The 22067-nt window shown below is 59.0% G+C and carries 21 protein-coding genes; 12 read left to right on the plus strand and 9 right to left on the minus strand.

The features are described 5' to 3' along the window. The first annotated feature begins 100 nt into the window (after positions 1-100). Positions 101-1564, plus strand: a complete 1464-nt coding sequence (gene dnaA, locus ACZ47E_RS00005) for a chromosomal replication initiator protein DnaA (protein ID WP_006699682.1) — start codon at positions 101-103, stop codon at positions 1562-1564. A 68-nt stretch (positions 1565-1632) separates the two neighbouring features. Here the strand turns inward: dnaA and hemW are convergent, their stop codons facing one another. The 3 genes from hemW to rph are packed head-to-tail and all read right to left on the minus strand — an operon-like array spanning position 1633 to position 4216. After that, positions 1633-2832, minus strand: coding sequence for a radical SAM family heme chaperone HemW (gene hemW, locus ACZ47E_RS00010; RefSeq protein ID WP_035206815.1), 1200 nt, complete (start codon positions 2830-2832; stop codon positions 1633-1635). A gap of 5 nt (positions 2833-2837) precedes the next feature. Continuing rightward, positions 2838-3482 carry an RdgB/HAM1 family non-canonical purine NTP pyrophosphatase gene (rdgB, locus tag ACZ47E_RS00015; protein ID WP_004439530.1) on the minus strand — a complete coding sequence of 215 codons (645 nt, stop codon included), beginning with the start codon at positions 3480-3482 and terminating at the stop codon, positions 2838-2840. A 17-nt stretch (positions 3483-3499) separates the two neighbouring features. Beyond that, positions 3500-4216: a ribonuclease PH gene (gene rph / locus ACZ47E_RS00020; protein ID WP_003503798.1), complete on the minus strand. Its 717-nt coding sequence runs from the start codon at positions 4214-4216 to the stop codon at positions 3500-3502. Positions 4217-4352: 136 nt separating this feature from the next. On the opposite strand from rph, the gene hrcA reads away from it, so the two are divergent. Beyond that, positions 4353-5444 carry a heat-inducible transcriptional repressor HrcA gene (gene hrcA / locus ACZ47E_RS00025; RefSeq protein ID WP_022555500.1) on the plus strand — a complete coding sequence of 364 codons (1092 nt, stop codon included), beginning with the start codon at positions 4353-4355 and terminating at the stop codon, positions 5442-5444. Between the two features lie 112 nt (positions 5445-5556). Then, positions 5557-6192, plus strand: a complete 636-nt coding sequence (gene grpE / locus ACZ47E_RS00030) for a nucleotide exchange factor GrpE (RefSeq protein ID WP_022555501.1) — start codon at positions 5557-5559, stop codon at positions 6190-6192. A gap of 82 nt (positions 6193-6274) precedes the next feature. On the opposite strand, the gene ptsN is transcribed toward grpE, so the two are convergent. The 6 genes from ptsN to lptC all read right to left on the minus strand — a co-directional run bounded on the left by ptsN (position 6275) and on the right by lptC (position 11391). Then, the gene (gene ptsN / locus ACZ47E_RS00035; protein ID WP_004439537.1) at positions 6275-6736 is read right to left on the minus strand and encodes a PTS IIA-like nitrogen regulatory protein PtsN; all 462 of its coding nucleotides are present in this window, start codon (positions 6734-6736) and stop codon (positions 6275-6277) included. Positions 6737-6818: 82 nt separating this feature from the next. Next, positions 6819-7391, minus strand: a complete 573-nt coding sequence (gene hpf, locus ACZ47E_RS00040; RefSeq protein WP_003520085.1) for a ribosome hibernation-promoting factor, HPF/YfiA family — start codon at positions 7389-7391, stop codon at positions 6819-6821. A gap of 234 nt (positions 7392-7625) precedes the next feature. Further along, positions 7626-9176, minus strand: a complete 1551-nt coding sequence (gene rpoN, locus ACZ47E_RS00045; RefSeq protein WP_072493870.1) for an RNA polymerase factor sigma-54 — start codon at positions 9174-9176, stop codon at positions 7626-7628. Between the two features lie 153 nt (positions 9177-9329). Further along, complete coding sequence (lptB, locus tag ACZ47E_RS00050; RefSeq protein ID WP_004439542.1) at positions 9330-10139, minus strand: LPS export ABC transporter ATP-binding protein; 810 nt, start codon at positions 10137-10139, stop codon at positions 9330-9332. Between the two features lie 9 nt (positions 10140-10148). Continuing rightward, entirely contained in the window at positions 10149-10712 is a 564-nt protein-coding gene (locus ACZ47E_RS00055; RefSeq protein ID WP_004439544.1) for an LptA/OstA family protein, read from the minus strand. Positions 10713-10725: 13 nt separating this feature from the next. Continuing rightward, positions 10726-11391: an LPS export ABC transporter periplasmic protein LptC gene (gene lptC / locus ACZ47E_RS00060; RefSeq protein ID WP_006698894.1), complete on the minus strand. Its 666-nt coding sequence runs from the start codon at positions 11389-11391 to the stop codon at positions 10726-10728. Positions 11392-11624: 233 nt separating this feature from the next. On the opposite strand from lptC, the gene sppA reads away from it, so the two are divergent. From sppA to mutS, 9 genes are all read left to right on the plus strand, one after another. Continuing rightward, positions 11625-12578 (plus strand): signal peptide peptidase SppA, encoded by a 954-nt coding sequence (gene sppA, locus ACZ47E_RS00065; RefSeq protein WP_044459981.1) that lies wholly within the window; start codon positions 11625-11627, stop codon positions 12576-12578. Positions 12579-12604: 26 nt separating this feature from the next. After that, positions 12605-12907: an integration host factor subunit beta gene (locus ACZ47E_RS00070; RefSeq protein ID WP_003493505.1), complete on the plus strand. Its 303-nt coding sequence runs from the start codon at positions 12605-12607 to the stop codon at positions 12905-12907. Positions 12908-12970: 63 nt separating this feature from the next. Beyond that, complete coding sequence (locus tag ACZ47E_RS00075) at positions 12971-13312, plus strand: LapA family protein (RefSeq protein ID WP_004439562.1); 342 nt, start codon at positions 12971-12973, stop codon at positions 13310-13312. A 93-nt stretch (positions 13313-13405) separates the two neighbouring features. Beyond that, positions 13406-14539, plus strand: coding sequence for a class I SAM-dependent methyltransferase (locus ACZ47E_RS00080; RefSeq protein ID WP_278067177.1), 1134 nt, complete (start codon positions 13406-13408; stop codon positions 14537-14539). After that, positions 14536-15393: a TrmH family RNA methyltransferase gene (locus tag ACZ47E_RS00085; protein WP_278067178.1), complete on the plus strand. Its 858-nt coding sequence runs from the start codon at positions 14536-14538 to the stop codon at positions 15391-15393. Before ACZ47E_RS00080 ends, ACZ47E_RS00085 begins: the two co-directional genes overlap by 4 nt. Next, positions 15393-15881 carry a signal peptidase II gene (lspA, locus tag ACZ47E_RS00090; RefSeq protein WP_022555505.1) on the plus strand — a complete coding sequence of 163 codons (489 nt, stop codon included), beginning with the start codon at positions 15393-15395 and terminating at the stop codon, positions 15879-15881. Before ACZ47E_RS00085 ends, lspA begins: the two co-directional genes overlap by 1 nt. A gap of 55 nt (positions 15882-15936) precedes the next feature. Further along, positions 15937-18183 (plus strand): hybrid sensor histidine kinase/response regulator, encoded by a 2247-nt coding sequence (locus tag ACZ47E_RS00095; protein ID WP_107339951.1) that lies wholly within the window; start codon positions 15937-15939, stop codon positions 18181-18183. A gap of 94 nt (positions 18184-18277) precedes the next feature. Further along, positions 18278-19159: a l-ornithine N(alpha)-acyltransferase gene (olsB, locus tag ACZ47E_RS00100; protein ID WP_004439575.1), complete on the plus strand. Its 882-nt coding sequence runs from the start codon at positions 18278-18280 to the stop codon at positions 19157-19159. Positions 19160-19348: 189 nt separating this feature from the next. Continuing rightward, on the plus strand, positions 19349-22000 hold the full coding sequence (gene mutS, locus ACZ47E_RS00105; protein ID WP_142182216.1) for a DNA mismatch repair protein MutS: 2652 nt from the start codon (positions 19349-19351) through the stop codon (positions 21998-22000). The last annotated feature ends 67 nt before the right edge of the window (positions 22001-22067 follow it).

Consider the following 22067-nt stretch of genomic DNA (forward strand, 5'->3'; position numbering starts at 1 on the left):
TATGCAATTGAATTTGGCGATGGGTGCGGTGGCTGATGGGGACCGCGCACCAAAGGCATGTGATGCAGCTTGCTCAGAGGCGGCAGGGGACAAATCGGCAATGAAGCATGATGCGCTGTTTGAACGTTTTAGCGCGCGGCTCAAGGCACAGGTTGGTCCGGAAGTCTATGCGAGCTGGTTTGCACGGCTGAAACTCCATTCCGTTTCAAAAAGCGTCGTTCGTTTTACCGTTCCGACGACCTTTCTGAAGTCCTGGATCAATAACCGTTATATGGACCTGATCACCAGCCTCGTGCAGAGCGAGGATCCGGATGTGCTGAAGGTGGAGATTCTGGTCCGCTCGGCCAGCCGTCCGGTGCGCCCGGCCCAGGCTGAGGAGCGGACACAGCCCGCTCAGGAAATCGGGGCGGTTCAGCGCAACAAGCCTTTTGTCCCGCAGCAGCCCGCGGCGGCGCCTTCTGCGCAGCCCGTGGCCGCGCAGGCAACCCTGCGTCAGGGAGGCTCCGGTCCGCTGTTCGGGTCACCGCTGGATACCCGTTTCACCTTCGAGACGTTTGTAGAAGGTTCCTCCAACCGTGTTGCGCTTGCAGCCGCAAAGACGATCGCAGAAGCCGGCGCTGGCGCCGTGCGTTTTAATCCGCTGTTCATCCATGCGGGTGTGGGCCTCGGCAAGACACATCTTCTGCAGGCCATCGCGAATGCGGCCATCGACAGCCCGCGCAATCCGCGCGTGGTTTATCTGACGGCCGAATATTTCATGTGGCGTTTCGCAACCGCGATCCGTGACAATGACGCTCTGACGCTGAAGGATACGCTGCGCAATATCGATCTGCTCGTCATCGATGACATGCAGTTTCTGCAGGGCAAGATGATCCAGCACGAATTCTGCCACCTGCTGAACATGCTGCTCGACAGCGCCAAGCAGGTCGTGGTTGCGGCTGACCGCGCTCCATGGGAACTGGAATCGCTCGATCCGCGCGTGCGCTCCCGCCTTCAGGGCGGCATGGCCATCGAGATCGAAGGGCCCGATTACGACATGCGTTATGAAATGCTCAACCGCCGCCTCGGTTCGGCCCGTCAGGAAGATCCTTCCTTTGATATTTCGGACGAAATCCTGACCCATGTCGCCAAAAGCGTTACGGCGAGCGGTCGCGAACTTGAGGGTGCGTTCAACCAGCTGATGTTCCGGCGCTCTTTCGAACCGAATCTGTCGGTCGATCGGGTCGATGAACTACTGTCGCATCTCGTCGGCACGGGCGAGGCCAAGCGCGTGCGTATTGAGGATATTCAGCGGATCGTCGCCAAGCATTACAACGTGTCGCGGCAGGAACTGGTGTCCAACCGCCGCACCCGAGTCATCGTCAAGCCACGCCAGATCGCCATGTATCTGGCGAAGATGCTGACGCCGCGGTCTTTCCCGGAGATCGGCCGCCGTTTTGGCGGACGTGACCATACCACGGTTCTGCATGCGGTGCGCAAGATCGAGGAGCTGATCTCCGGCGATACCAAGCTCGGTCATGAGGTCGAACTGCTGAAGCGCCTGATCAACGAAAACAACGCATGAAAAAAGCGGCCTCCGGGCCGCTTTTTTATTCTCTTCTTGTTTGATGACTAAAGCCGGATGCGCGGGTGTCAGCAGGCGAGGTCGGCGACGACGGCGTCCAGAATGAGCATGCCCGATGGGGTGCAGCGCAGCCGGGAGTTTCCGAGCCGCTCCACAAAGCCGTGCTGGAGAAGAAACTCTTCCTTTTCCGGGTCGAGGTCGCGTCCGGAAAGATCGCTCCAGCGGGCGAGATCGATGCCTTCCCGCAGGCGAAGGCCCATCAGCAGCAATTCGTCGGCCTGTTCATCGACGCCGAGGAGTTCCTGATCGATCATGCCGTGGCCTTCCCGCTCAACGGTTTCCAGCCAGGTCTCAGGGTGGCGTTCGGTCGCCGTTGCGAGCTTGGAGGAGCCGCGCGTCAGGCGCCCATGCGCGCCAGGACCGATGCCCGCGTAATCGCCATAACGCCAGTAGGTGAGGTTGTGGCGACTTTCAGCACCGGGCCGGGCATGGTTGGAAACCTCGTAGGCCGGCATGCCGTAACGCTCGGTGATTTCCTGAGTGGCTTCATAAAGCACGGCCGAATGCTCGCCATCTGGCACGATGAGTTTGCCGGCCTTGTGCAGGCCGTAGAAGGGCGTGCCCTCTTCGATTGTCAGCTGATAGAGCGACAGATGGTCAACGGCATAGGAGACGGCCTCCTTCAGCTCGGCGTCCCATTCCGCCACCGTCTGGTTCGGGCGGGCATAGATGAGGTCGAAGGACATACGCGGGAAAATCTCACGCGCCAGCCTGATGGCTTTCAGGGCGTCAGCGACATCATGCAGCCGTCCGAGGAATTTCAGGTCGCGGTCATTCAGCGCCTGCACACCGAGAGAGACGCGGTTGACGCCCGCCGCCCGGTAACCGCGAAACCGCTCTGCCTCGACGCTCGAAGGATTGGCTTCCATGGTGATCTCGATGCCATCCGGCACATGCCAGAAGCGCGAGACGCCATCAAGAAGTGCTGCGACTGTCTGCGGGTCCATCAGCGATGGCGTGCCGCCGCCCATGAAGATGCTGGTGACGACGCGCGGGCCGCTCAGCGACCGCATATGTTCCATTTCACGCAGGAAGGCAGCCGTAAACCGCTCCTGATCTACCGGCCGGTGGCGGACATGGCTGTTGAAATCGCAATAGGGGCATTTGGCCGCGCAGAAGGGCCAATGCAGATAAATCCCGAAACCGGGATCGCCCGTATCCGGCAGAAGCGATGCGCCGGGGGCAGAAAGTTGGTGCTCCCCGACCATCGGGTTCATGCCTCCAGGCAGGTTTCTACGAATTTTTTAAACGCACGGGCACGGTGCGATAGCGCAAAGCTGTCGCCATGTTTCCAGCCGTGTTTTTCGTCCGCGGTCATCTCACCGAATGTGGTGTCGTAACCCTCGGGTTTGAAGATCGGATCATAGCCAAATCCGCTCGTTCCGCGCGGTGGCCAGACGACAGTGCCTTCCACTTCGCCACGGAAATACTCGACATGACCGTCGGGCCAGGCCAGGCACAGCACGCTGACAAAGCGGGCCGTGCGATCTTCCGGTTTCGATGCGCCGTGCTCGGCCAGCGCATCTTCAACTTTCCGCATCGCCATGGCGAAGTCGCGTGTGCCGTCGGCCGTCTCCGCCCAATTGGCGGTGTAGACACCGGGCGCACCGTCAAGCGCGTCGATAACCAGACCGGAATCGTCGGACAAAGCCGGAAGACCGGATGCCTTCGCTGAGGCAAGCGCCTTGATGGCGGCATTTTCTTCGAAGGTCGTACCTGTCTCGTCCGGCTCTTCGAAGTTGAGCTCAGCCGCCGACTTGGCGGAAAAGCCGAAAGGGCCGATGAGATCGGCAATTTCGGCAATCTTGCCTTTGTTGTGGCTGGCGACGACGATGGTTCTGGTATCGAGCTTGCGCATCACGCTTTCCTGTCGGCTCAGGCGATGGCCTGTTTCTGAAGGGCGACCAATTCGCTGCAGCCGGCTTTGGCCAGGCCGAGCAGCGTCAGGAATTCTTCTTCGGAGAAGGGCGCGCCTTCAGCAGTACCCTGAACCTCGACGATGCCGCCCGAGCCGGTGATGACGAAATTCGCATCGGTCTCGGCGGAGGAATCTTCGAGATAGTCGAGATCGATAACCGGCTGGTTGGCGAATATACCGCAGGAGATCGCCGCGATATGATCCTTCAGGACTTTCTCGACCTTGATCATGTTGCGGGTTTCCATCCACTTCAAGCAATCGTGCAGCGCGATCCACGCGCCGGTAATGGAGGCGGTGCGGGTACCGCCATCGGCCTGGATGACGTCGCAATCGATGCTGATCTGGCGTTCGCCGAGCGCCTGCAGGTCAACGACGGCGCGCAGCGAGCGGCCGATGAGGCGCTGGATTTCCTGCGTACGGCCGCCCTGCTTGCCGGAAGCAGCTTCGCGCTTCATGCGTTCATGGGTGGAGCGCGGCAGCATGCCATATTCTGCGGTAACCCAGCCCTTGCCGCTGTTGCGCAGCCACGGCGGCGTCTTTTCTTCGAGGCTTGCGGTGACGAGCACATGCGTGTCGCCGAATTTCACGAGACAGGAGCCTTCGGCATGTTTCGAGAAATTGCGCTCGAAGGAAACCTTGCGCATCTGGTCGGTTTTTCTGCCTGAAGGCCGCATATGATCCACTCTCCATGTTGGTCCCTGCCTTCTAAGGCGAGGTCCTGGCTTTTGCAAAGCCAATTTCCATTTTGCCGCGGCCGCGCGACGCATTATATTGATGGCAGACAGGATATGGACGACAAAGAACGGACGAATGGGCTTTTCTGCACCGCTTTCAAAAGATCAGGCATCGCTTCTCGATGAACGGTCGCGGGAAATTTTCCGGCGCATCGTCGAAGGTTATCTCGATACCGGCGAACCGTTGGGCTCACGCAGCCTGTCGCGGCTGCTGCCGATGTCGCTTTCACCGGCCTCCGTCCGGAACGTCATGAGCGATCTGGAGGAACTGGGCCTCATCTATTCCCCTCACATCAGCGCTGGGCGCCTTCCCACCCAGACTGGGTTGCGCTTTTTCGTTGATGCCTTCATGCAGGTAGGCGATCTGCCCGCGGAGGAACGCGCAAGCATCGATCGTCAGATCGGGCCGGTCGCCGGTCACGAGCAATCGCTGGAAGGGCTGCTGACGGAGGCGAGCCGCATGTTGTCCGGGATGTCGCGGGGCGCAGGCCTGGTGCTGACGGCCAAGAACGATGTGGTGCTCAAGCATGTCGAATTCATCAGGCTCGAACCCACCAAGGCGCTCGCCGTGCTGGTGGGTGATCATAATCAGGTCGAGAATCGCATCATAGAGTTACCGACTGGCATTTCTTCGTCACAGTTGACCGAGGCTGCGAATTTCATCAATGCCCATCTGTCCGGCCAGACGCTGCAGGAATTGCGCGGCCAGTTCCAGAAACAGCAGGCGGAGCTGCAATCCGAACTCGGCACGCTGGCACAGGATCTCATCGAACGCGGTCTGGCTGTCTGGGCGGGCGATAGCGAGGACGGCAAGCTTGGTCGTCTCATCGTTCGCGGACGGTCCAACCTGCTGGAGGGACTGGCCGGCGAGGAAGACATCGATCGTGTTCGCCTGCTCTTTGACGATCTGGAGCGTAAGGAAAACCTCATTGAAATCCTCAACCTCGCGGAAAGTGGGTCGGGAGTGAGGATTTTTATCGGTTCGGAAAACAAGCTCTTTTCGCTGTCGGGTTCCTCGCTCATCGTCGCGCCATATCGTGACGAGGACAATCGTGTCGTTGGTGCGGTCGGCGTCATCGGGCCCACCAGGCTGAATTATGCCCGTATCGTGCCTATGGTGGATTACACCGCGCAGATCATGGCCCGCCTTTCCCGCAAACAGAGATAGACAAGCCGGCAAGGAACGAGAATGCGGCAAGCTTTTCGCCGCAAGCCTTGATTTTTGCCCGCCAAAGCTCGATATCGGGCGCAACCACTAACAGTCTAATCTGGAGAACGTCATGACCGACGATACAAAAAAGCCCGGACCTGACGCGGACGTCGCGGAAGAGTTTGTCGAACCTGTTCAGGCAGGCGAAGAACAGGCTGAAACGGCGGAGCCCGATCCGGTCGAAGCGCTCAAGGCGGAAAATGCCGACCTGCGCGACAAGTTCCTGCGCCTTGCCGCGGAAATGGATAATCTTCGTCGTCGCACGGAACGCGACGTAAAGGATGCCAAGACCTATTCCATGGCTGCTTTTGCCCGCGACATGCTGGCGGTTTCAGACAATCTTCGCCGCGCTCTCGAGGCCATTCCTGCTGAGCTCAAGACCAATGGCGAAGCCGGTCTGAATGGTTTGATCGAAGGTGTCGAAATGACCGAGCGCTCGATGCTGTCGACGCTGGAACGCCATGGCGTGAAGAAGATCGATGCCGAAGGCCAGAAGTTCGACCCGAATTTCCACCAGGCCATGTTTGAGATTCCCAACACGACGGTTCCCAACAATACCGTATTGCAGGTAATTCAGGCCGGTTTCACCATTGGCGACCGCGTTCTGCGCCCCGCCATGGTCGGTGTCTCCAAGGGCGGCCCGAAGGCGGAAACCGCTGCCTCGGCCGAACCGGGCACCGCATCCGTGAACGAAAAAGACGCATGAGGCCATCTGTGCCGACGTAACGAAAAACGCGCCTTCAGGGCGCGTTTTTTATTGCCATTCACTGGGAAAAGAAGGCCTGTCGTCAGGCAGCCGTTGCCTGTTCCTGATTAAGGAAGGCGTAGATCGCCGTATCGGAATCTGTAGCACGCAGCTTGGCCACCAGTTCAGGGTCGCGCAGGGCACGCGCAATGCGTGAAAGTGCCTTCAGATGGTCGGCGCCGGCACCTTCTGGCGCCAGCAGCAGGAAAACCAGATCAACAGGCTGGTCGTCCAGCGCTTCGAAATCGACCGGCGTTTCAAGACGTGCGAAAACACCGGTGATCTGCTGGATGCTGTTGAGCTTGCCATGGGGAATGGCAATGCCGTGGCCCACACCGGTGGAGCCGAGCTTTTCACGCTGGAGGATGACGTCGAACACTTCCCGTTCCGAGACTCCGGTAATTCTGGCTGCCTTTGCGGCCAGCTCCTGAAGCAGCTGCTTTTTGGAATTCACCTTGAGGGCGGGAATAATCGCATCTTGTTGCAGCAAATCTGCCAACGCCATTCTCTTTTTCCTTCATGCCATCGAGACGAGGCGGAAGGCAGATGCACTTTCGCGTCCTGCCTTCCACGTCTTGTCAGACTGTTCAGCTCTTGATCGTTTCCGCGTCGATCCAGCCGATATTGCCGTCGTGACGCCGGTAGACGATGTTGAGATATTCCTTGCCCGGGCTGCGGAACAGCAGAACCGGTTCGTCGGTCATGTCGAGCGCCATTACGGCACTGGCAACAGACATGGTCTTAATCTGTTTCGAACTCTCGGCCACAATGGTGGGTGCGTAATCTTCGGGGACCTCGTGGTCCTCATCGGGAATAGCATCCATCACCGTATAGGCGATTTCCTGCGACACGCCGTTCGCACCATTGTGATGGTCCTTGAGCTTGCGTTTGTAGCGACGCAGGCGCTTTTCGATCCGCTCGGCGGCGGCATCGAAGCTCGCTTGCGGATCATTCGCCTGACCCGCCGCATGCAATACAACGCCCGTATCGAGATGCAGCTTGCAATCGGCCGCAAAACGCGATCCGGACTTCTCTACGGTCACTTGGCCTGAATACCCCCCATCGAAGTATTTGGTAACCGCCAGACCTATATTGTCCTCAATCCGCTGACGGAAAGATTCACCGATCTCCATATGTTTACCAGATACACGCACACTCATGGAAATTTTCCTTTTTGTAGTGATTTGCGAGTACCAGCTTACGTCAAGCCGCGCGCGCATCCAAGCGTTTCGAAGACCTTAAAAAGCCCTCATTCGAATTTTACGCCCATGGACGGTGGAGATGAATCCGTTACAAATGACCTTGCTTACGTGTGCGGCGGGCTTCTAGCCCTTGCCGCGACAAGAGTCAATGGTGCGGCAAAAAACCGCCATAAACGTGATCGGGTTCATCGCTCAGAAGGCGGACAACCTGGCAAGAGCCTTCTTTTCCCGGCGTCTCTGCACGGAGGAGGGGATGTTCATCGCCTCCCGATATTTGGCGACGGTGCGGCGGGCGAGATCGATACCGTTCTTCTTTAGATTGTCTACGATATCGTCGTCGGAAAGCACCGCATCAGCCGCTTCCTGCGCAATCATGGCCTTGATGCGGTGACGAACTGCTTCCGCTGAATGGCTGTCACCGCCTTCCACAGCGCTGATCGATACGCTGAAGAAATATTTGAGCTCGAACAGCCCGCGTGGCGTCAGCATGTATTTCTTTGATGTCACGCGGCTGACGGTGGATTCGTGCATCTTGATGGCGTCCGCAACCGTCTTCAGGTTCAGCGGCCGCAGGTGATCCACGCCATTGAGGAGAAAGGCATCCTGCTGACGCACGATCTCCGTCGCAACCTTCATGATCGTCCGGGCGCGCTGGTCGAGGCTGCGGGTCAGCCAATGGGCGGTCTGCATGCATTCAGCCAGAAAGTCCTGGTCCTCTCCTGCGCGAGCCTTGTGTTTCGAGACTTCGGCGAAATAGCTCTGGTTGATGAGCACGCGTGGCAGGGTCTCGGGATTGATTTCCACCAGCCAGCCGCCGGAAGAGGAGGGACGAACGATGATGTCGGGAACGATGGTCTCCGAAACCGCTGAATCGTAGCCTGCACCGGGGCGTGGATTGAGCGTGCGGATTTCCGCCAGCATGTCGAGCAGGTCTTCCTCATCGACCCCACAGAGTTTCTTTAAGGAGGCGAAATCCCGCTTCGCCAGAAGCTCGAGATTGTCGATGAAAGCCCGCATGGCCGGGTCGAGCCGGTCCTTCTGCGCGAGCTGGATCGCCAGACACTCGCTCAGTGAACGTGAAAATACGCCGGGAGGATCGAAGCCCTGGAGTGTCTTCAAGACCCGCTCGACAGTCGAAGGAGCCGCTCCCAGCCGCTCGGCGACCTCGTCGACAGCGTCTGCGGCGATATAGCCGGTCTCATCGAGTTGGCCGATAAGCACATCGGCGATCATCCTGTCTTCGGGGGAAGAGATGGAGAGCGGCAATTGCTGACTGAGATGGTCGCCCAGGCTCTGTTTTGCAGCGACGAAGTCATCGAGATCGTAACTTTCGCCGGATTCCTGCCCCGGCATCGATTTCCACTGGCTCGCCAGTTCGGGCGCATCGGCCTTTCTCGGCTCGCCATCGTCGGGAAAGACGTTTTCGAAGCTCGTGTCGAGTTGCTCGCCAAGATTGGCGGCGCGATCCCCGTACCAGTCTTCACTATCCGCGGTCACGCTGGGGGATTTTCCCGCGCCGTCACCATCGCTGTCGCCGAAATTGTCGGCTTCCGCCGGCATGTCATTGCTCAAATCGCCATCGTTTGCCGCAATTTCCAGCAGCGGATTACGTTCCACCTCCTGCGCGATAAACTGCGTCAACTCAAAATGCGTCATCTGAAGCAGCTGGATGGACTGCATCAGTTGCGGTGTCATCACGAGAGACTGGTTTTGACGCAGCAAAAGGCTGGCAGACAATGCCATGGCGAACGCGAAACTCCCTTTACAGCTTCTCCGTCGCCAGATTTTCCAGAAATTTTACCGAGACGACAGAACTTGGCCCAAAAATTGCTTTTTTATTTTGTTTGGTCAAGCGTCAGGGCAGGGCGCGATGAAAAATCTTTCGCGCCCTACAGCTTACAGGCTGAAATTATTGCCGAGATAGAGGCGACGCACATCCGGATTGTTGACGATATCGTCGGGACGTCCATGCGTCAGCACCTCGCCTGCATGGATGATGTAAGCGCGGTCGATGAGGCCAAGCGTTTCTCGGACATTATGATCAGTGACGAGAACGCCGATGCCGCGCGCTGTCAGATGCCTTACCAGATTCTGGATGTCGCTGACCGAAATCGGATCGACGCCTGCGAAGGGCTCGTCGAGCAGCATGAAGGTCGGATCTGTCGCAAGCGCGCGTGCGATTTCCAGACGGCGGCGCTCGCCACCCGAAAGCGCCACGGCGGGCGACTTGCGCAGTTGGGCGATATGGAATTCTTCCAGCAGCTCATCGAGCTTGCGGTTGCGCTTGGCTGCGTCCGGCTCGTGCACTTCCAGTACGGCGCGGATGTTCTCCTCCACGGTCAACCCGCGGAAGATCGAGGCTTCCTGCGGCAGGTAACCGACGCCGAGACGGGCGCGCCGATACATCGGCATGGTGGTCACATCATTGCCGTTGATGGCGATCTTGCCGGTATCGACCGGAACCAGGCCCGTGATCATATAAAAACAGGTGGTTTTGCCGGCGCCGTTCGGCCCGAGCAGGCCCACGGCCTCGCCGCGACGAACGACCAGCGAAACACCGTTGACCACGCGACGCGTATTATAGGTCTTGGTCAAACCATGCGCGATCAGCGTGCCCTGATAGGGGGTCTTGTCCGCCGGTGAGGCGGCGTCCGCGGATCGGTGGCGCCCGCCGCCGAATATTTTTGAGATCGAGGGTATCTTCACGAGGAAAGACTACTGTTTCTTCTGCGATTTCGGATCGAGCATGATCCGGACAGGACCGCCGCAGCTTTCGAGCTTGGCCTGTCCCGTATTCATCAGAACAGTGAGCTTGCAGCCGGTGAAGACATTGGTGCCTTCGGACAGCACGACCTGCTTGCCCGTCAGAATGAAGGTCTGCGCCGCCATGTCGAATTCGCCGTGATCGGCCGTCGCCTTCTGGGTCTCGGACGTCAGATAGACATTATTGTCCACGAAGATTTTTTCGATGTTGGCGTCGCCACTGGTGAGCGAGGAACCCTCGCCCTTGTAATTCACCGTCATCTTGCCGGCCTGCAGGGTGGTCGTTCCCTGCACAACCTTCACGTTGCCGGTAAAATATGCCTTGCGCTCCTGATCGCGAATCTCGAGCTGGTCACTTTCAATCGCAATCGGCTGATCGCCGGAAAGCTTGACACCCTGCATGTTGCTGGTGGTGTTCTGGGCGAAAGCCACAGTTGCAAGACACGAAAAAACAAGACCTGCGGCTGTTAAGCCTGCGGATTTGCCAAGGAAAACGGGACGGGAAATTTGCATCATCTGGACCGGGCTCTCACTTGCCTTCATTTTTGATATTGGATGCAGCGATACGTGCCCGTACCTGCCCCGAAAATGTAATTGTCTTGCCATTATCGGCGATGTCAATCGATTGCGCAACAATCGAGCCGTCGTTTGTTTTGATTGAAACCGGCTGCTGGCTGCTCATTTTCCCGGCCTTCAGATCGACTTCCGCAGACTGGAATTTCGCTTGTATGCCATTGCTGAGATTGATGTCAAAAGGGGCGGTCATCTTTAGTTTGTTCGTGGCGCGGTCGAAAATGCCTTCCTGGGCGATCACCTGCGCGACACTGTCGTTTACCGGAACCGCCGCCAGAACCTTTTCGAGCGTCATCAGATTGGGGTTGGCAATGTCCTGCAACGCGCGGTCGGCGTTCATGGAGTAATCGATTCCCTTCTCGTTGCGGCCCGCAACGGCAGGTTTTTCCATCACGATCTTGCCGTCTTCTATCCTCGCGCTTTCGAGGGAGACTTCTTCAGGCGCCCAGGTTCGGATAACCGAGACAGCGATGAAGGCAAGCGAAACGATTGCCGCCCCGAGCGGCAGAATGATTTTCAGCCGTTTCACACGCGCTGAATGCCGGAGCGCACGCCCGTAAGCGCCGTTCTGGTCATTGGGCAGCGGAAATGCTGGCGCGGGTTCGCGGAGTCTTTCGAGCATAAGAGCGGGTCCGGAATGCTTCTCGGCGCCTTTCAGGCGCACAATTGAAGCTTGTGTCTCTATCTAAATGTCTTTGGCACGAGTGCTTTGTCCTGCCAATATGGTTTTTGTCTGGAAAGGTGCAAGGGAAATGCGAATTTTATCGTAATTCTGGTTTCCTTATTGTTTCCTTGCGGCTTCGCGTTAGAAGAACCATGTGGCCTGAAGCGCAAGAGCGGATGACAGAGGTTTTTATGGACAATATGGCGATAGCGGATCGCAGGCGGTTGCGCCGCAAGCTGACTTTCTGGCGGATTGCCGCCGTTCTTCTGCTCGTTGCCGGTTTCTTCGGCCTCTACCGTTTTTTCTGGGATGGACCGCAGCAGAGTGCGAAGCCCCATATTGCCCGCGTCGAGGTCTCTGGCCTGATCACCGACAATACCGAACTTCTCGAGCGGCTCGACAGGATCGCCAAGAGCGACAATGTCAAAGGACTGATCGTGTCGATTTCTTCGCCAGGCGGCACCACCTATGGCGGTGAGCGCATCTTTAAGGCCATTCGAGGGGTCGCAGAAAAGAAGCCGGTCGTTTCGGATGTGCGCACGCTCGCTGCTTCCGCAGGTTACATGATCGCATCGGCGGGCGATGTCATCGTTGCCGGCGAAACCTCGATCACCGGTTCGATCGGCGTGATCTTCCAATATCCCCAACTTGGCCAGTTGATGGACAAGCTCGGCGTCTCGTTGCAGGAAATCAAGTCGTCGCCGATGAAGGCGGAGCCTTCACCGTTCCACGAGGCGCCGGAAGAAGCAAAGACGATGATCCGCGCCATGGTGATGGACAGCTATGGCTGGTTTGTGGACCTTGTGGCAGATCGCCGCAAACTGCCACGCGAGGATGTGCTGAAACTGGCTGATGGATCGATCTATACCGGCCGTCAGGCTCTTGCCAACAGGCTGGTCGACACGCTCGGCGGCGAAAAGGAAATTCGCACCTATTTCGAAACCCGCGGTGTGGCAAAGGATTTGCCGATTGTCGAATGGCGTGCGCCGTCCTCCAATTCGCCTTTCGCGCTTTTCAGTGTTGCGCAAATAGCGAAGTTTCTGGGATATGACGATTTAATTCCCTTCGCAGGGCCTGGCCAGCTCGGTACGGACAAGTTGTTTCTTGACGGTCTTGTTTCCGTTTGGCAGGTTGAGCCGCGTTAAAAATCCAATTCTTTCAGGGGGCAACCGTGATCAAATCTGAACTGGTGCAGATCGTTGCTGCGCGTAACCCGCACCTTTATCACCGTGACGTGGAAAACATCGTCAATGCGGTGCTGGATGAAATCACCGACGCTCTGGCGGCAGGAAATCGTGTTGAGCTCCGCGGTTTTGGCGCGTTTTCGGTGAAAAACCGTCCGTCGCGCTCGGGCCGGAACCCGCGCACGGGTGAGTCGGTTTTCGTCGAGGAAAAATGGGTGCCCTTCTTCAAGACGGGTAAGGAACTGCGTGAACGCCTGAACCCCGGAATGGGTGACGAAGAGGACGATTGATCGTTCTTGACGCCGGCGACTGAAACGGAGCCGGCCTTCCTCGCGGCGATGGAGTATTTTCGGATGTCAAAAAAAATCATCAACCTCATCATCCTGCTTCCGCTGGCGATCATCCTCGTCATCCTGTGTGTCGCCAATCGTCAGTCCGTGACGTTGGCGCTCAACCCCTTCCGACCGGAAGACGGCGTTCTGTCCTTCACCGCGCCATTTTTCGTTTTCCTGTTTCTGGCGGTCATTTTTGGTGTACTGCTGGGGTCTGCGGCCACCTGGTTCGCTCAGGGCAAACATCGCAAACGCGCCCGTATCGAGGCGAAGGAAGCCGTTCGCTGGCACGACGAGGCCAACCGTCAAAAGGCTGCCGCGGCCGGCCAGCTTCCACAGGCGGGACAACTCCCGGCAAAGTGATGGCGCCAGCATTGGTCCCGGCTCTAGTCGAGCGGCCTACGGAATGTTATTTGCTGGCGCGATAAGACGCGGGCAAAAGCGGAAAGATTTCCATTGAAGAAAAAAGACAGCCGGCCGGGCAATCGCGCGCGAGCCGGAAACGAGAAAAAACAGGTTCATGCCGCAAAGCCGGCGCGCCGCGCGGATGCCGCGCCGAAAAAGCGCGAGCCGGATGCGGTGCGCAGCGTGCAGAAGGCCGCACCGAAGGAAAAAACCGTTGTCGCCGCCGCCATCGAACAGGTTCCTGCGCGCGCACTGATGCAGCGCACCGGCGCACTGCCTGCGGAACAGGTTCCCGTCATTCTGGAATCGAGCGGCGCCGGTGATTTTCACCTCATCGATAGCGGCAACGGCCTGAAGCTCGAGCAATATGGCGACTATCGCATCGTCCGTCCCGAGGCGCAGGCGCTCTGGAGACCTTCGATCCCCGACCGCGTATGGCAGAATGCCGATGCCGTCTTTACCGGCGATACGGACGAGGACGGCATGGGCCGCTGGCGGTTTCCCAGGGAAGCGCTCGGAGAAACCTGGCCCCTGTCGCTCTTGGGCGTCGATTTTCTCGGTCGCTTCACGGCTTTCCGGCATGTTGGCGTCTTTCCCGAGCAGATCGTTCATTGGGAGTGGCTGAAACATTCCATCGAGACGGCTGACCGGCCGCTGAAGGTGCTCAATCTGTTCGGTTATACAGGCGTCGCCTCGCTGGTTGCGGCGGCTGCGGGCGCTGAAGTCACCCACGTCGATGCCTCCAAAAAGGCGATCGGCTGGGCCAAGGAAAATCAGGCCCTTGCCCGGCTCGAGCACGCGCCGATCCGCTGGATCTGCGAAGACGCCATGAAGTTCATCCAGCGTGAGGAACGCCGCGGCAACAGCTACGATATCATCCTCACCGACCCGCCGAAGTTCGGCCGCGGGACCCACGGCGAGGTCTGGCAATTGTTCGACCATCTGCCTCTGATGCTGGACATCTGCCGGGAAATCCTGTCGCCCAAGGCGCTCGGCCTGGTGCTGACAGCCTATTCGATCAGGGCGAGCTTCTATTCAATGCATGAGCTGATGCGTGAAACCATGCGCGGCGCCGGTGGCGTCGTCACGTCCGGCGAACTTGTCATCCGTGAAGCCGGGCTGGACGGCAAGACGCCGGGCCGCGTGCTTTCCACATCGCTGTTCAGCCGCTGGGAGCCGAAATGAAGGATATGCGCGAAAATACAACGCGCCGGGTTGGTCAGGTCAAGGAAGTGACCAGCCTCGCCAATCCCATCATCAAGGACATTAAGGCGCTCACCCAGAAAAAGGGCAGGGAGGAGACCGGCACTTTCATGGCGGAAGGCCTGAAGCTGGTCATCGATGCCCTCGAACTCGGCTGGACGATAAAGACGCTGGTTTACGCCAAGGCCGCCAAGGGCAAGCCGCTGGTGGAGCAGGCGGCGGTGAAGACGGTCGCATCCGGCGGGCTGGTGCTCGAAGTCAGCGAAAAGGTCATCGCCTCGATCACCCGCCGCGACAATCCGCAAATGGTCGTCGGCATTTTCGAGCAGAAATGGAAGCCGCTGAAGGATATCCGGCCGGAAAAGGGCGAGACCTATATCGCACTCGACCGGGTTCGTGATCCCGGCAATCTCGGCACCATCATCCGCACAGCGGACGCGGCTGGTGCCTCGGGGGTCATTCTGGTCGGGGATTGCACGGACCCATTTTCGCTGGAAACGGTACGCGCCACCATGGGTTCGGTCTTCGCCACGCCCGTTGCGCGCGCCTCGGTCGAGGAATTCCTGTCCTGGAAAAAATCGGCACATGTCAGCGTCGTCGCCACCCATCTTGCCGGTTCTGTGGATTATCGAAAGATCGATTATGCCAGCAAGCCGGTCGTGATCCTGATGGGCAATGAACAATCCGGCCTTCCGCCGGAGCTTGCCGGCAAGGCCGACCAGCTGGCGCGCATTCCCCAGCAGGGTCGCGCAGACAGCCTTAATCTCGCCATCGCAACCGCCGTCATGCTGTTCGAAGCACGGCGACATCTCCTCGAACTCGCACCGGTGACGTAATGGCCAAGGCGGCATTGTTCTCGAAATTCGGCCCGGCCTTTGCCCTGATCGTCGCCGCGCTGGTGCTGGATCAAATCGTCAAGCAGCTGGTCGAAGCCTATCTGCCGCTGCAGGAGATGGTGCCTGTCGCGCCGTTTCTGGCGCTTTACCGCACCTACAATCTTGGTGTCGCCTTTTCCATGCTCGAAGACATGCACGGGTGGTTCATCGTCAGCATGCGGCTCGTCATCGTTGTCTTCGTTCTGTGGCTATGGCGCAAGACGGCTGACGATCGCACCTTCGCCCATCTCGGTTTTGCCTTCATCATCGCCGGAGCAGCGGGTAATCTTCTCGACCGCTTCTTTTACGGGCACGTCATCGACTATATCCTGTTCCACACCCAGACATGGTCCTTCGCTGTTTTCAACCTTGCTGACAGTTTCATAACCATCGGTGCAGGCTGCGTCATTCTCGACGAGTTTTTGCACGCCCGGGCGGCAAAAAAGTAAAATTTTACCGTTTCGGCCAAACATATCAAAACCGCTGCCGTGGTAGCGGTTGCCTATGAGCGAACTGGCAAAACTTCGGCAAAAAGTCTCGGATGGCCTTGGCCTGGCTGCCACGGCGGTGCAGCCTGCGGATCGTCTCGATACGACGGCACGCCCTGCAGATGAAGAACATGCGACCGGTACCGGGTCGATTGCGCTCTATGTCGCCGTGTCGTTATCGGTCGGGGCTTTTTCCGCTGCCCTTATCGCGCTTGCAGTGCCTTATGCTGTCACTGTTGCGATGGCGATCTTCTTCGGCGCAGTGCTCGTCGGTGTCCTTTTCCATGCGCTCTTTGATGAGTCTTTGCATCGGCCCGATGCCCTGGCTGCAGAAGCAGATCTCCGGCTGCGCCAGACGCAAAACCGCTCTCTGATTGCCGAAATGCAGGAGTTCATGGGCGATATAGTCGTGATCCGCGACATGAACCGGCGTATTGTCGAGGCGAATAGAGTGTTTCGCGAAATGACCGGCTGCACGGCCCCGGAAGGGTTGAGCTGCGAGGAAATCGGCATCGCTTTCCGCCCGGGCGAAAAGGTCCACGCTTATGATGTGGAGATCGCGACCCCGTTCGGTCAGCGCATCTTCTCCTGGCATGATGTCGTGACCCGCGATCTGGCAAGCAGCCGTCTTCACATCAGCAGCATCGCCAGAGATGTGACTGAGGAGCGGCTTGCACTTGCCGAAAGGGAAGATGCCCGCCTGCGCGCCGAAAAGGCCGAGGCGGAAAAGGCGAGGCTGCTTGCCACGGTAAGTCATGAAATCCGCCTGCCGCTTTCCGGCATGCTCGGCATGAACCATCTTCTGTCGCAGACGAAACTCAGCGACGAGCAGCGCAACTATCTCGATGGCATGCGGCAATCCGGCCAGTCGCTGGTGCAGCTGGTCGAGGATCTGCTGGATTATTCGACCATGGAGGCTGGCCGCTTCAGGCTCAATCCGCGCGCGGAGAACCTGCGGCGGCTGATTGAGAGCATCGTTGAGATGCTCGCCCATCGCGCCCATGAAAAAGGTATAGAGATTACATCCTTCGTTGCGCCTGAAGTACCCGATCATCTCGATTTCGATCCGGCGAGGCTGCGTCAGGTCCTCTTCAATCTCCTCGGCAATGCCGTCAAATTCACGCGCGAAGGCGGCGTCGTCATCCGGGCGCGCATGATCGGTGACGAATTGTACATCGCCGTCGAAGACACCGGCCCGGGCATGAGCCGGGCGGAACAGGCCCGTATTTTTGGGGAATTCGAACAGGCTGGCCCGTTGTCGCAGCGAAGCGCAGGCACGGGCCTTGGACTTGCGATCTCCGCCCGTATCGTGCGGGAATTCGGCGGCCGTCTCACGGTTTCCAGCCGCAAGGGCAAGGGTAGCACTTTCAAGCTGGCGTTTCGCCCGGGAGGCGCGCCTGCCGAAATGGCGGATCCGGCGCGGCGCCATTGCCTGCGACATACAAATGTCCTGCTCGTCGCACCAAGGGGCGTGGCGGCAGCGGTCACGATGGAGGCGATCGAGGCCTTCGGCGGCCAATGCACACTTATCCATCAGCCTGAAGATCTGGAAAAGCTGAGGAAGAGTTCCGCCATCGGGACCGCCCCCCTTACCGATGTCATCGTCGACCGGCGCATTTCGCCGTTGTTCAAAGATGCACTGAAGGATTGGCCGGACGGCAATGTCCGCCGCACGCTGCTCGTCAGCCCCGAAGAGCGGCCGTCGACAATGCATGTGGCCTTCGACGCGTGGTTGATCCGGCCGCTGCGGGAAAAATCCCTGATCGACGTGTTGTGCGGTCGTCTGCGCGGCATAGAGCGACGGGACGCCATCAACGACAACCACCCGGATGTGGGATTTTCCTCGCGGGTGGTGGAGGGGGCGAGCGGTATCGAGATACTCGTGGCGGAAGACGATGCTGTTAATCAGCGCATCATCCGCGCCGTTCTGGAAAAAAGCGGCTATATCGTCCGCGCCGTCGGGGATTTTACGGCGTTGCGGCAATCTCTGGAGCAGGGCGTATCCCGTTTGCCTGATCTCATAGTCTCCGACCTCAACATGCCGGGCGGCGACGGGCTCCAAGCGCTCCCTGACCTCCTCCATATGCTGCAGGGCGAAAGAAATATTCCTGTCATCGTGCTCAGCGGCGATACCAGTGACGCGACCGCCGAAATCCTGCTGAAGGCTGGTGTTGGCGCGATTTTGACGAAACCTGCCGACCCGCGACGGCTGGTTGAGGAAATCCGTCGTCTGATGGAGGCGAAACGCCTGTCGCTATCGTAAATTGACAGACTCGCTCTGGCTGCATTTTGTCACTATTCTGTCGTTAAATAGTGATTTATGACAGGAAAATTCTTTGGTGGCGGAGCGATTCCCCATGGTTGCCGAAATCCTCAATCACGACATTTGTGAAAACAATGTTGTCATTACTCCTCGTCCGGAGACAGCTCAGGACAATGAGGGCCTTTTCGGTCGCATCGGCACGCTGGAAACCCGGCTTGCCAGAAATGAACGCGAGATTGATGCTGCGCAGTCCGTACGGTACCGGGTATTCGTCGAGGAGATGAAGGCAAGGCTTCCGGCAGAAGCGATGCGGCGCCAGCGCGACTTCGACGCCTGGGACAGTGTGTGTGACCATCTGCTCGTGCTCGACAAGTCGATCGAGGGCGACAGCGAAGATCAGATCGTCGGCACCTATCGCCTGCTGCGTCAGGAAGTCGCGCTCGCCAATAATGGCTTTTATTCCGCCAGCGAATTCGACATCGCCGGTCTCGTTGCGCGCCACCCAGGCAAGCGCTTCATGGAGCTTGGCCGCTCCTGCGTGCTGCCGGAATATCGCACCAAGCGCACCGTCGAGCTTCTGTGGCAGGGCAACTGGTCCTACGCCGTTAAACACCGGATGGACGCCATGATCGGCTGCGCCTCCTTCCCGGGTGTGCAGCCGGAAGCACATGCGCTCGCCTTGTCTTTCCTGCACCATAACTGCCTTGCTAAGGGGGAGTGGGAGGCGGTTGCTCTTCCTGAGCTCTACCATGAAATGGACCTCGTTCCGGCAGAAGCCCTGAACGCCCGCAAGGCGCTGAACGCCATGCCGCCGCTCATCAAGGGTTATATGCGCCTCGGCGCCATGTTTGGCTCCGGCGCGGTGGTAGACCACGCCTTCAACACGACCGACGTGCTGGTGGTCCTGCCGGTTTCGTCGATCGCCGGCCGATACATCAGCTATTATGGCGGCGAGACCGAACGTATCAACGGCTGAGCGGGTTCTGCGTAGCCGGAGGGGATGTTCCTGTGGGCAGCGGTGCCGTGCGTGTTGTCTTGGAGTAGCCATTCCCGTTAGTGTCAGCGCTCCTTTTCCGCAACACGATATGACATCGGCAGGCCATTGACGGACGTTCTGACAACCGCTTCCCTGATCTCGGAAGAGAGCCGTGCGACGGCCACTCCGATGATGGAGCAATATATCGAAATCAAGGCGAACAATCCCGGTTCGCTGCTGTTCTACCGCATGGGCGATTTTTACGAATTGTTCTTTGACGATGCGGTGGAAGCTTCCCGCGCTCTCGGTATCACGCTGACGAAACGTGGCCAACACATGGGTCACGATATTCCCATGTGCGGCGTTCCCGTCCATGCTGCGGATGATTATCTCCAGAAGCTCATCATGCGCGGCTATCGCGTTGCCGTCTGCGAGCAGGTCGAAGACCCGGCCGAGGCGAAGAAGCGCGGATCGAAATCCGTGGTAAAACGCGATGTGGTGCGGCTTGTCACGCCTGGCACTCTCACCGAAGAAAAGCTGCTTTCGCCAACGGAATCCAACTATCTGATGGCGCTTGCTCGTATTCGCGGCAGTGCGGAGGCACAGTTCGCGCTTGCCTGGATTGATATTTCCACCGGCGTCTTCCGTCTGGCGGAAACGACGCTGACGCGGCTTCTTGCCGATATCTGGCGTATCGACCCGCGCGAGCTGATCGTTGCCGACAGCCTGTTCCACGACGAGGAATTGCGCCCGGTGTTCGATGTGCTGGGCCGCGTGGCGGTGCCGCAGCCGGCCATTCTGTTCGACAGCGCTACGGCTGAAGGGCGGATCGCGCGTTACTTCAACGTCTCGACGCTCGATGGTTTCGGCACGTTTTCGCGCGTGGAAATGGCCGCGGCCGCTGCCGCCGTTGCCTATGTCGAAAAAACGCAGATCGCCGAGCGCCCGCCGCTCGGCGCGCCGGAACGCGAAAGCGCTGCCTCCACGTTGTTCATCGATCCCGCCACCCGAGCCAATCTGGAACTGGTAAAGACTCTCTCGGGTGAGAGGGACGGCTCGTTGCTGCATGCGCTGAACCGAACGGTCACCGGCGGCGGTGCGCGGCTTCTCGCCGAGCGGCTGATGTCACCCTTGACCGATCCGGAGAGGATCAATGCCCGTCTCGACGCGGTTGCTTATCTGATTGACGATGTCTCCCTCTGCGACGGTCTGCGCGATGCGCTGAAGCAGGTGGCCGATATGCCGCGCGCGCTTTCCCGCCTTGCGCTGGAGCGCGGCGGCCCGCGCGATCTCGGCGCGATCCGGCAGGGCTTGGCGTCGGCCGAGAGAATTGCCGCCATTCTCGATCAGGGGCTGTTGCCGGAGGAGCTTGCCTCAGCCCTTGCGGATCTGAAAGCCTTGCCGAGCGGGCTGGAAGCGATGCTCGGCTCGATGCTGGCCGACGATCTGCCGCTTCTGAAGCGCGATGGCGGCTTCCTGCGTGAGGGCGCCAATCCCGAACTCGATGAGGTGCGGGCGCTGCGCGATCAGTCGCGTCGGGTGATCGCCGGCCTGCAGCTGCAATATGCCGAGGAGACCGGCATCAAGTCGCTCAAGATCAAGCATAACAATGTGCTTGGCTATTTTATTGAGGTGACGGCGGGCAATGCCGATGTGATGACGGCGACCGACGAGGCGAAGGCCCGCTTCATCCACCGCCAGACGATGGCCGGCGCCATGCGTTTCACCACCACCGAGCTTGCCGATCTCGAAAGCCGCATCGCCAATGCTGCTGCCGAAGCCCTGACCATGGAGCTGGAAGCCTTCGAACGGATGGTCAAGGCGGTGGTGCAGCAGGCCGACGCGATCAAGGCCGGCGCGCTGGCGCTTGCGGTCATCGATGTCGCCTCGAGCCTCGCCTATCTCGCAACCGAACAGGCCTATTGTCGGCCGATCGTCGACGCCTCCATGACCTTTTCGATCAAGGGTGGGCGACACCCGGTTGTAGAACAGGCGCTCAGGCGGCAGTCAGCTGGGCCCTTCATCGCCAACAATTGCGACCTATCGGCGGTCAATGGCGGCAAGAACGGCGCGATCTGGCTGCTCACCGGTCCCAACATGGGCGGTAAATCGACCTTCCTGCGCCAGAATGCGCTGATCGCCATCCTTGCGCAGATCGGTTCCTTCGTGCCGGCGGAAGCTGCCCATATCGGCGTTGTGGACCGGTTGTTTTCGCGTGTCGGCGCGTCTGACGATCTGGCGCGTGGCCGCTCGACCTTCATGGTGGAGATGGTGGAAACTGCCGCCATCCTCAATCAGGCGACGGACCGCTCGCTGGTCATTCTGGACGAGATCGGCCGGGGCACGGCGACCTTCGACGGACTTTCCATCGCCTGGGCGTCGGTGGAGCACCTGCATGAGGTCAATCGCTGCCGTGGCCTCTTCGCGACGCATTTTCATGAGCTGACGGTGTTGTCGGAAAAACTTGGCCGCCTTTCCAATGCCACGATGCGGGTGAAGGAGTGGGAAGGTGACGTCATCTTCCTGCACGAAGTCGGACCGGGCGCTGCGGATCGTTCCTACGGCATTCAGGTCGCACGGCTTGCGGGCTTGCCGGCTTCGGTGGTGGAACGCGCCCGCGAGGTGCTGACGAAGCTCGAAGATGCCGACCGCAAGAACCCGGCAAGCCAGCTGATTGATGATCTCCCGCTGTTCCAGATCGCGGTTCGCCGCGAGGAAACCCGCAAGGCAGGACCATCAAAGGTGGAGGAAGCCCTGAAAAGCTTCAATCCGGACGAAATGACACCGCGTGAGGCATTGGACGCGCTCTATGCGTTGAAGAAAGAACTTGGCAAGGCTTGAAGGCATAGAGTGCCTGTCCATAGCCTCTGAAACTCTTTATAGGACACTCCCATCGCAAGCGGTGGGG

The sequence above is a fragment of the Agrobacterium sp. 5Ca39 genome (genome assembly GCF_055382365.1).

What these genes read in the sequence shown, in the direction of transcription:
- dnaA (WP_006699682.1), top strand. Translation starts at nt 101, where the DNA reads ATGAAGCATGATGCGCTGTTTGAACGTTTTAGCGCGCGGCTCAAGGCA.
- hemW (WP_035206815.1), bottom strand. Translation starts at nt 2,832, where the DNA reads ATGGTCGGGGAGCACCAACTTTCTGCCCCCGGCGCATCGCTTCTGCCG.
- rdgB (WP_004439530.1), bottom strand. Translation starts at nt 3,482, where the DNA reads ATGCGCAAGCTCGATACCAGAACCATCGTCGTCGCCAGCCACAACAAA.
- rph (WP_003503798.1), bottom strand. Translation starts at nt 4,216, where the DNA reads ATGCGGCCTTCAGGCAGAAAAACCGACCAGATGCGCAAGGTTTCCTTC.
- hrcA (WP_022555500.1), top strand. Translation starts at nt 4,353, where the DNA reads ATGGGCTTTTCTGCACCGCTTTCAAAAGATCAGGCATCGCTTCTCGAT.
- grpE (WP_022555501.1), top strand. Translation starts at nt 5,557, where the DNA reads ATGACCGACGATACAAAAAAGCCCGGACCTGACGCGGACGTCGCGGAA.
- ptsN (WP_004439537.1), bottom strand. Translation starts at nt 6,736, where the DNA reads ATGGCGTTGGCAGATTTGCTGCAACAAGATGCGATTATTCCCGCCCTC.
- hpf (WP_003520085.1), bottom strand. Translation starts at nt 7,391, where the DNA reads ATGAGTGTGCGTGTATCTGGTAAACATATGGAGATCGGTGAATCTTTC.
- rpoN (WP_072493870.1), bottom strand. Translation starts at nt 9,176, where the DNA reads ATGGCATTGTCTGCCAGCCTTTTGCTGCGTCAAAACCAGTCTCTCGTG.
- ACZ47E_RS00055 (WP_004439544.1), bottom strand. Translation starts at nt 10,712, where the DNA reads ATGATGCAAATTTCCCGTCCCGTTTTCCTTGGCAAATCCGCAGGCTTA.
- lptC (WP_006698894.1), bottom strand. Translation starts at nt 11,391, where the DNA reads ATGCTCGAAAGACTCCGCGAACCCGCGCCAGCATTTCCGCTGCCCAAT.
- sppA (WP_044459981.1), top strand. Translation starts at nt 11,625, where the DNA reads ATGGACAATATGGCGATAGCGGATCGCAGGCGGTTGCGCCGCAAGCTG.
- ACZ47E_RS00075 (WP_004439562.1), top strand. Translation starts at nt 12,971, where the DNA reads ATGTCAAAAAAAATCATCAACCTCATCATCCTGCTTCCGCTGGCGATC.
- ACZ47E_RS00085 (WP_278067178.1), top strand. Translation starts at nt 14,536, where the DNA reads ATGAAGGATATGCGCGAAAATACAACGCGCCGGGTTGGTCAGGTCAAG.
- lspA (WP_022555505.1), top strand. Translation starts at nt 15,393, where the DNA reads ATGGCCAAGGCGGCATTGTTCTCGAAATTCGGCCCGGCCTTTGCCCTG.
- ACZ47E_RS00095 (WP_107339951.1), top strand. Translation starts at nt 15,937, where the DNA reads ATGAGCGAACTGGCAAAACTTCGGCAAAAAGTCTCGGATGGCCTTGGC.
- olsB (WP_004439575.1), top strand. Translation starts at nt 18,278, where the DNA reads ATGGTTGCCGAAATCCTCAATCACGACATTTGTGAAAACAATGTTGTC.
- mutS (WP_142182216.1), top strand. Translation starts at nt 19,349, where the DNA reads ATGATGGAGCAATATATCGAAATCAAGGCGAACAATCCCGGTTCGCTG.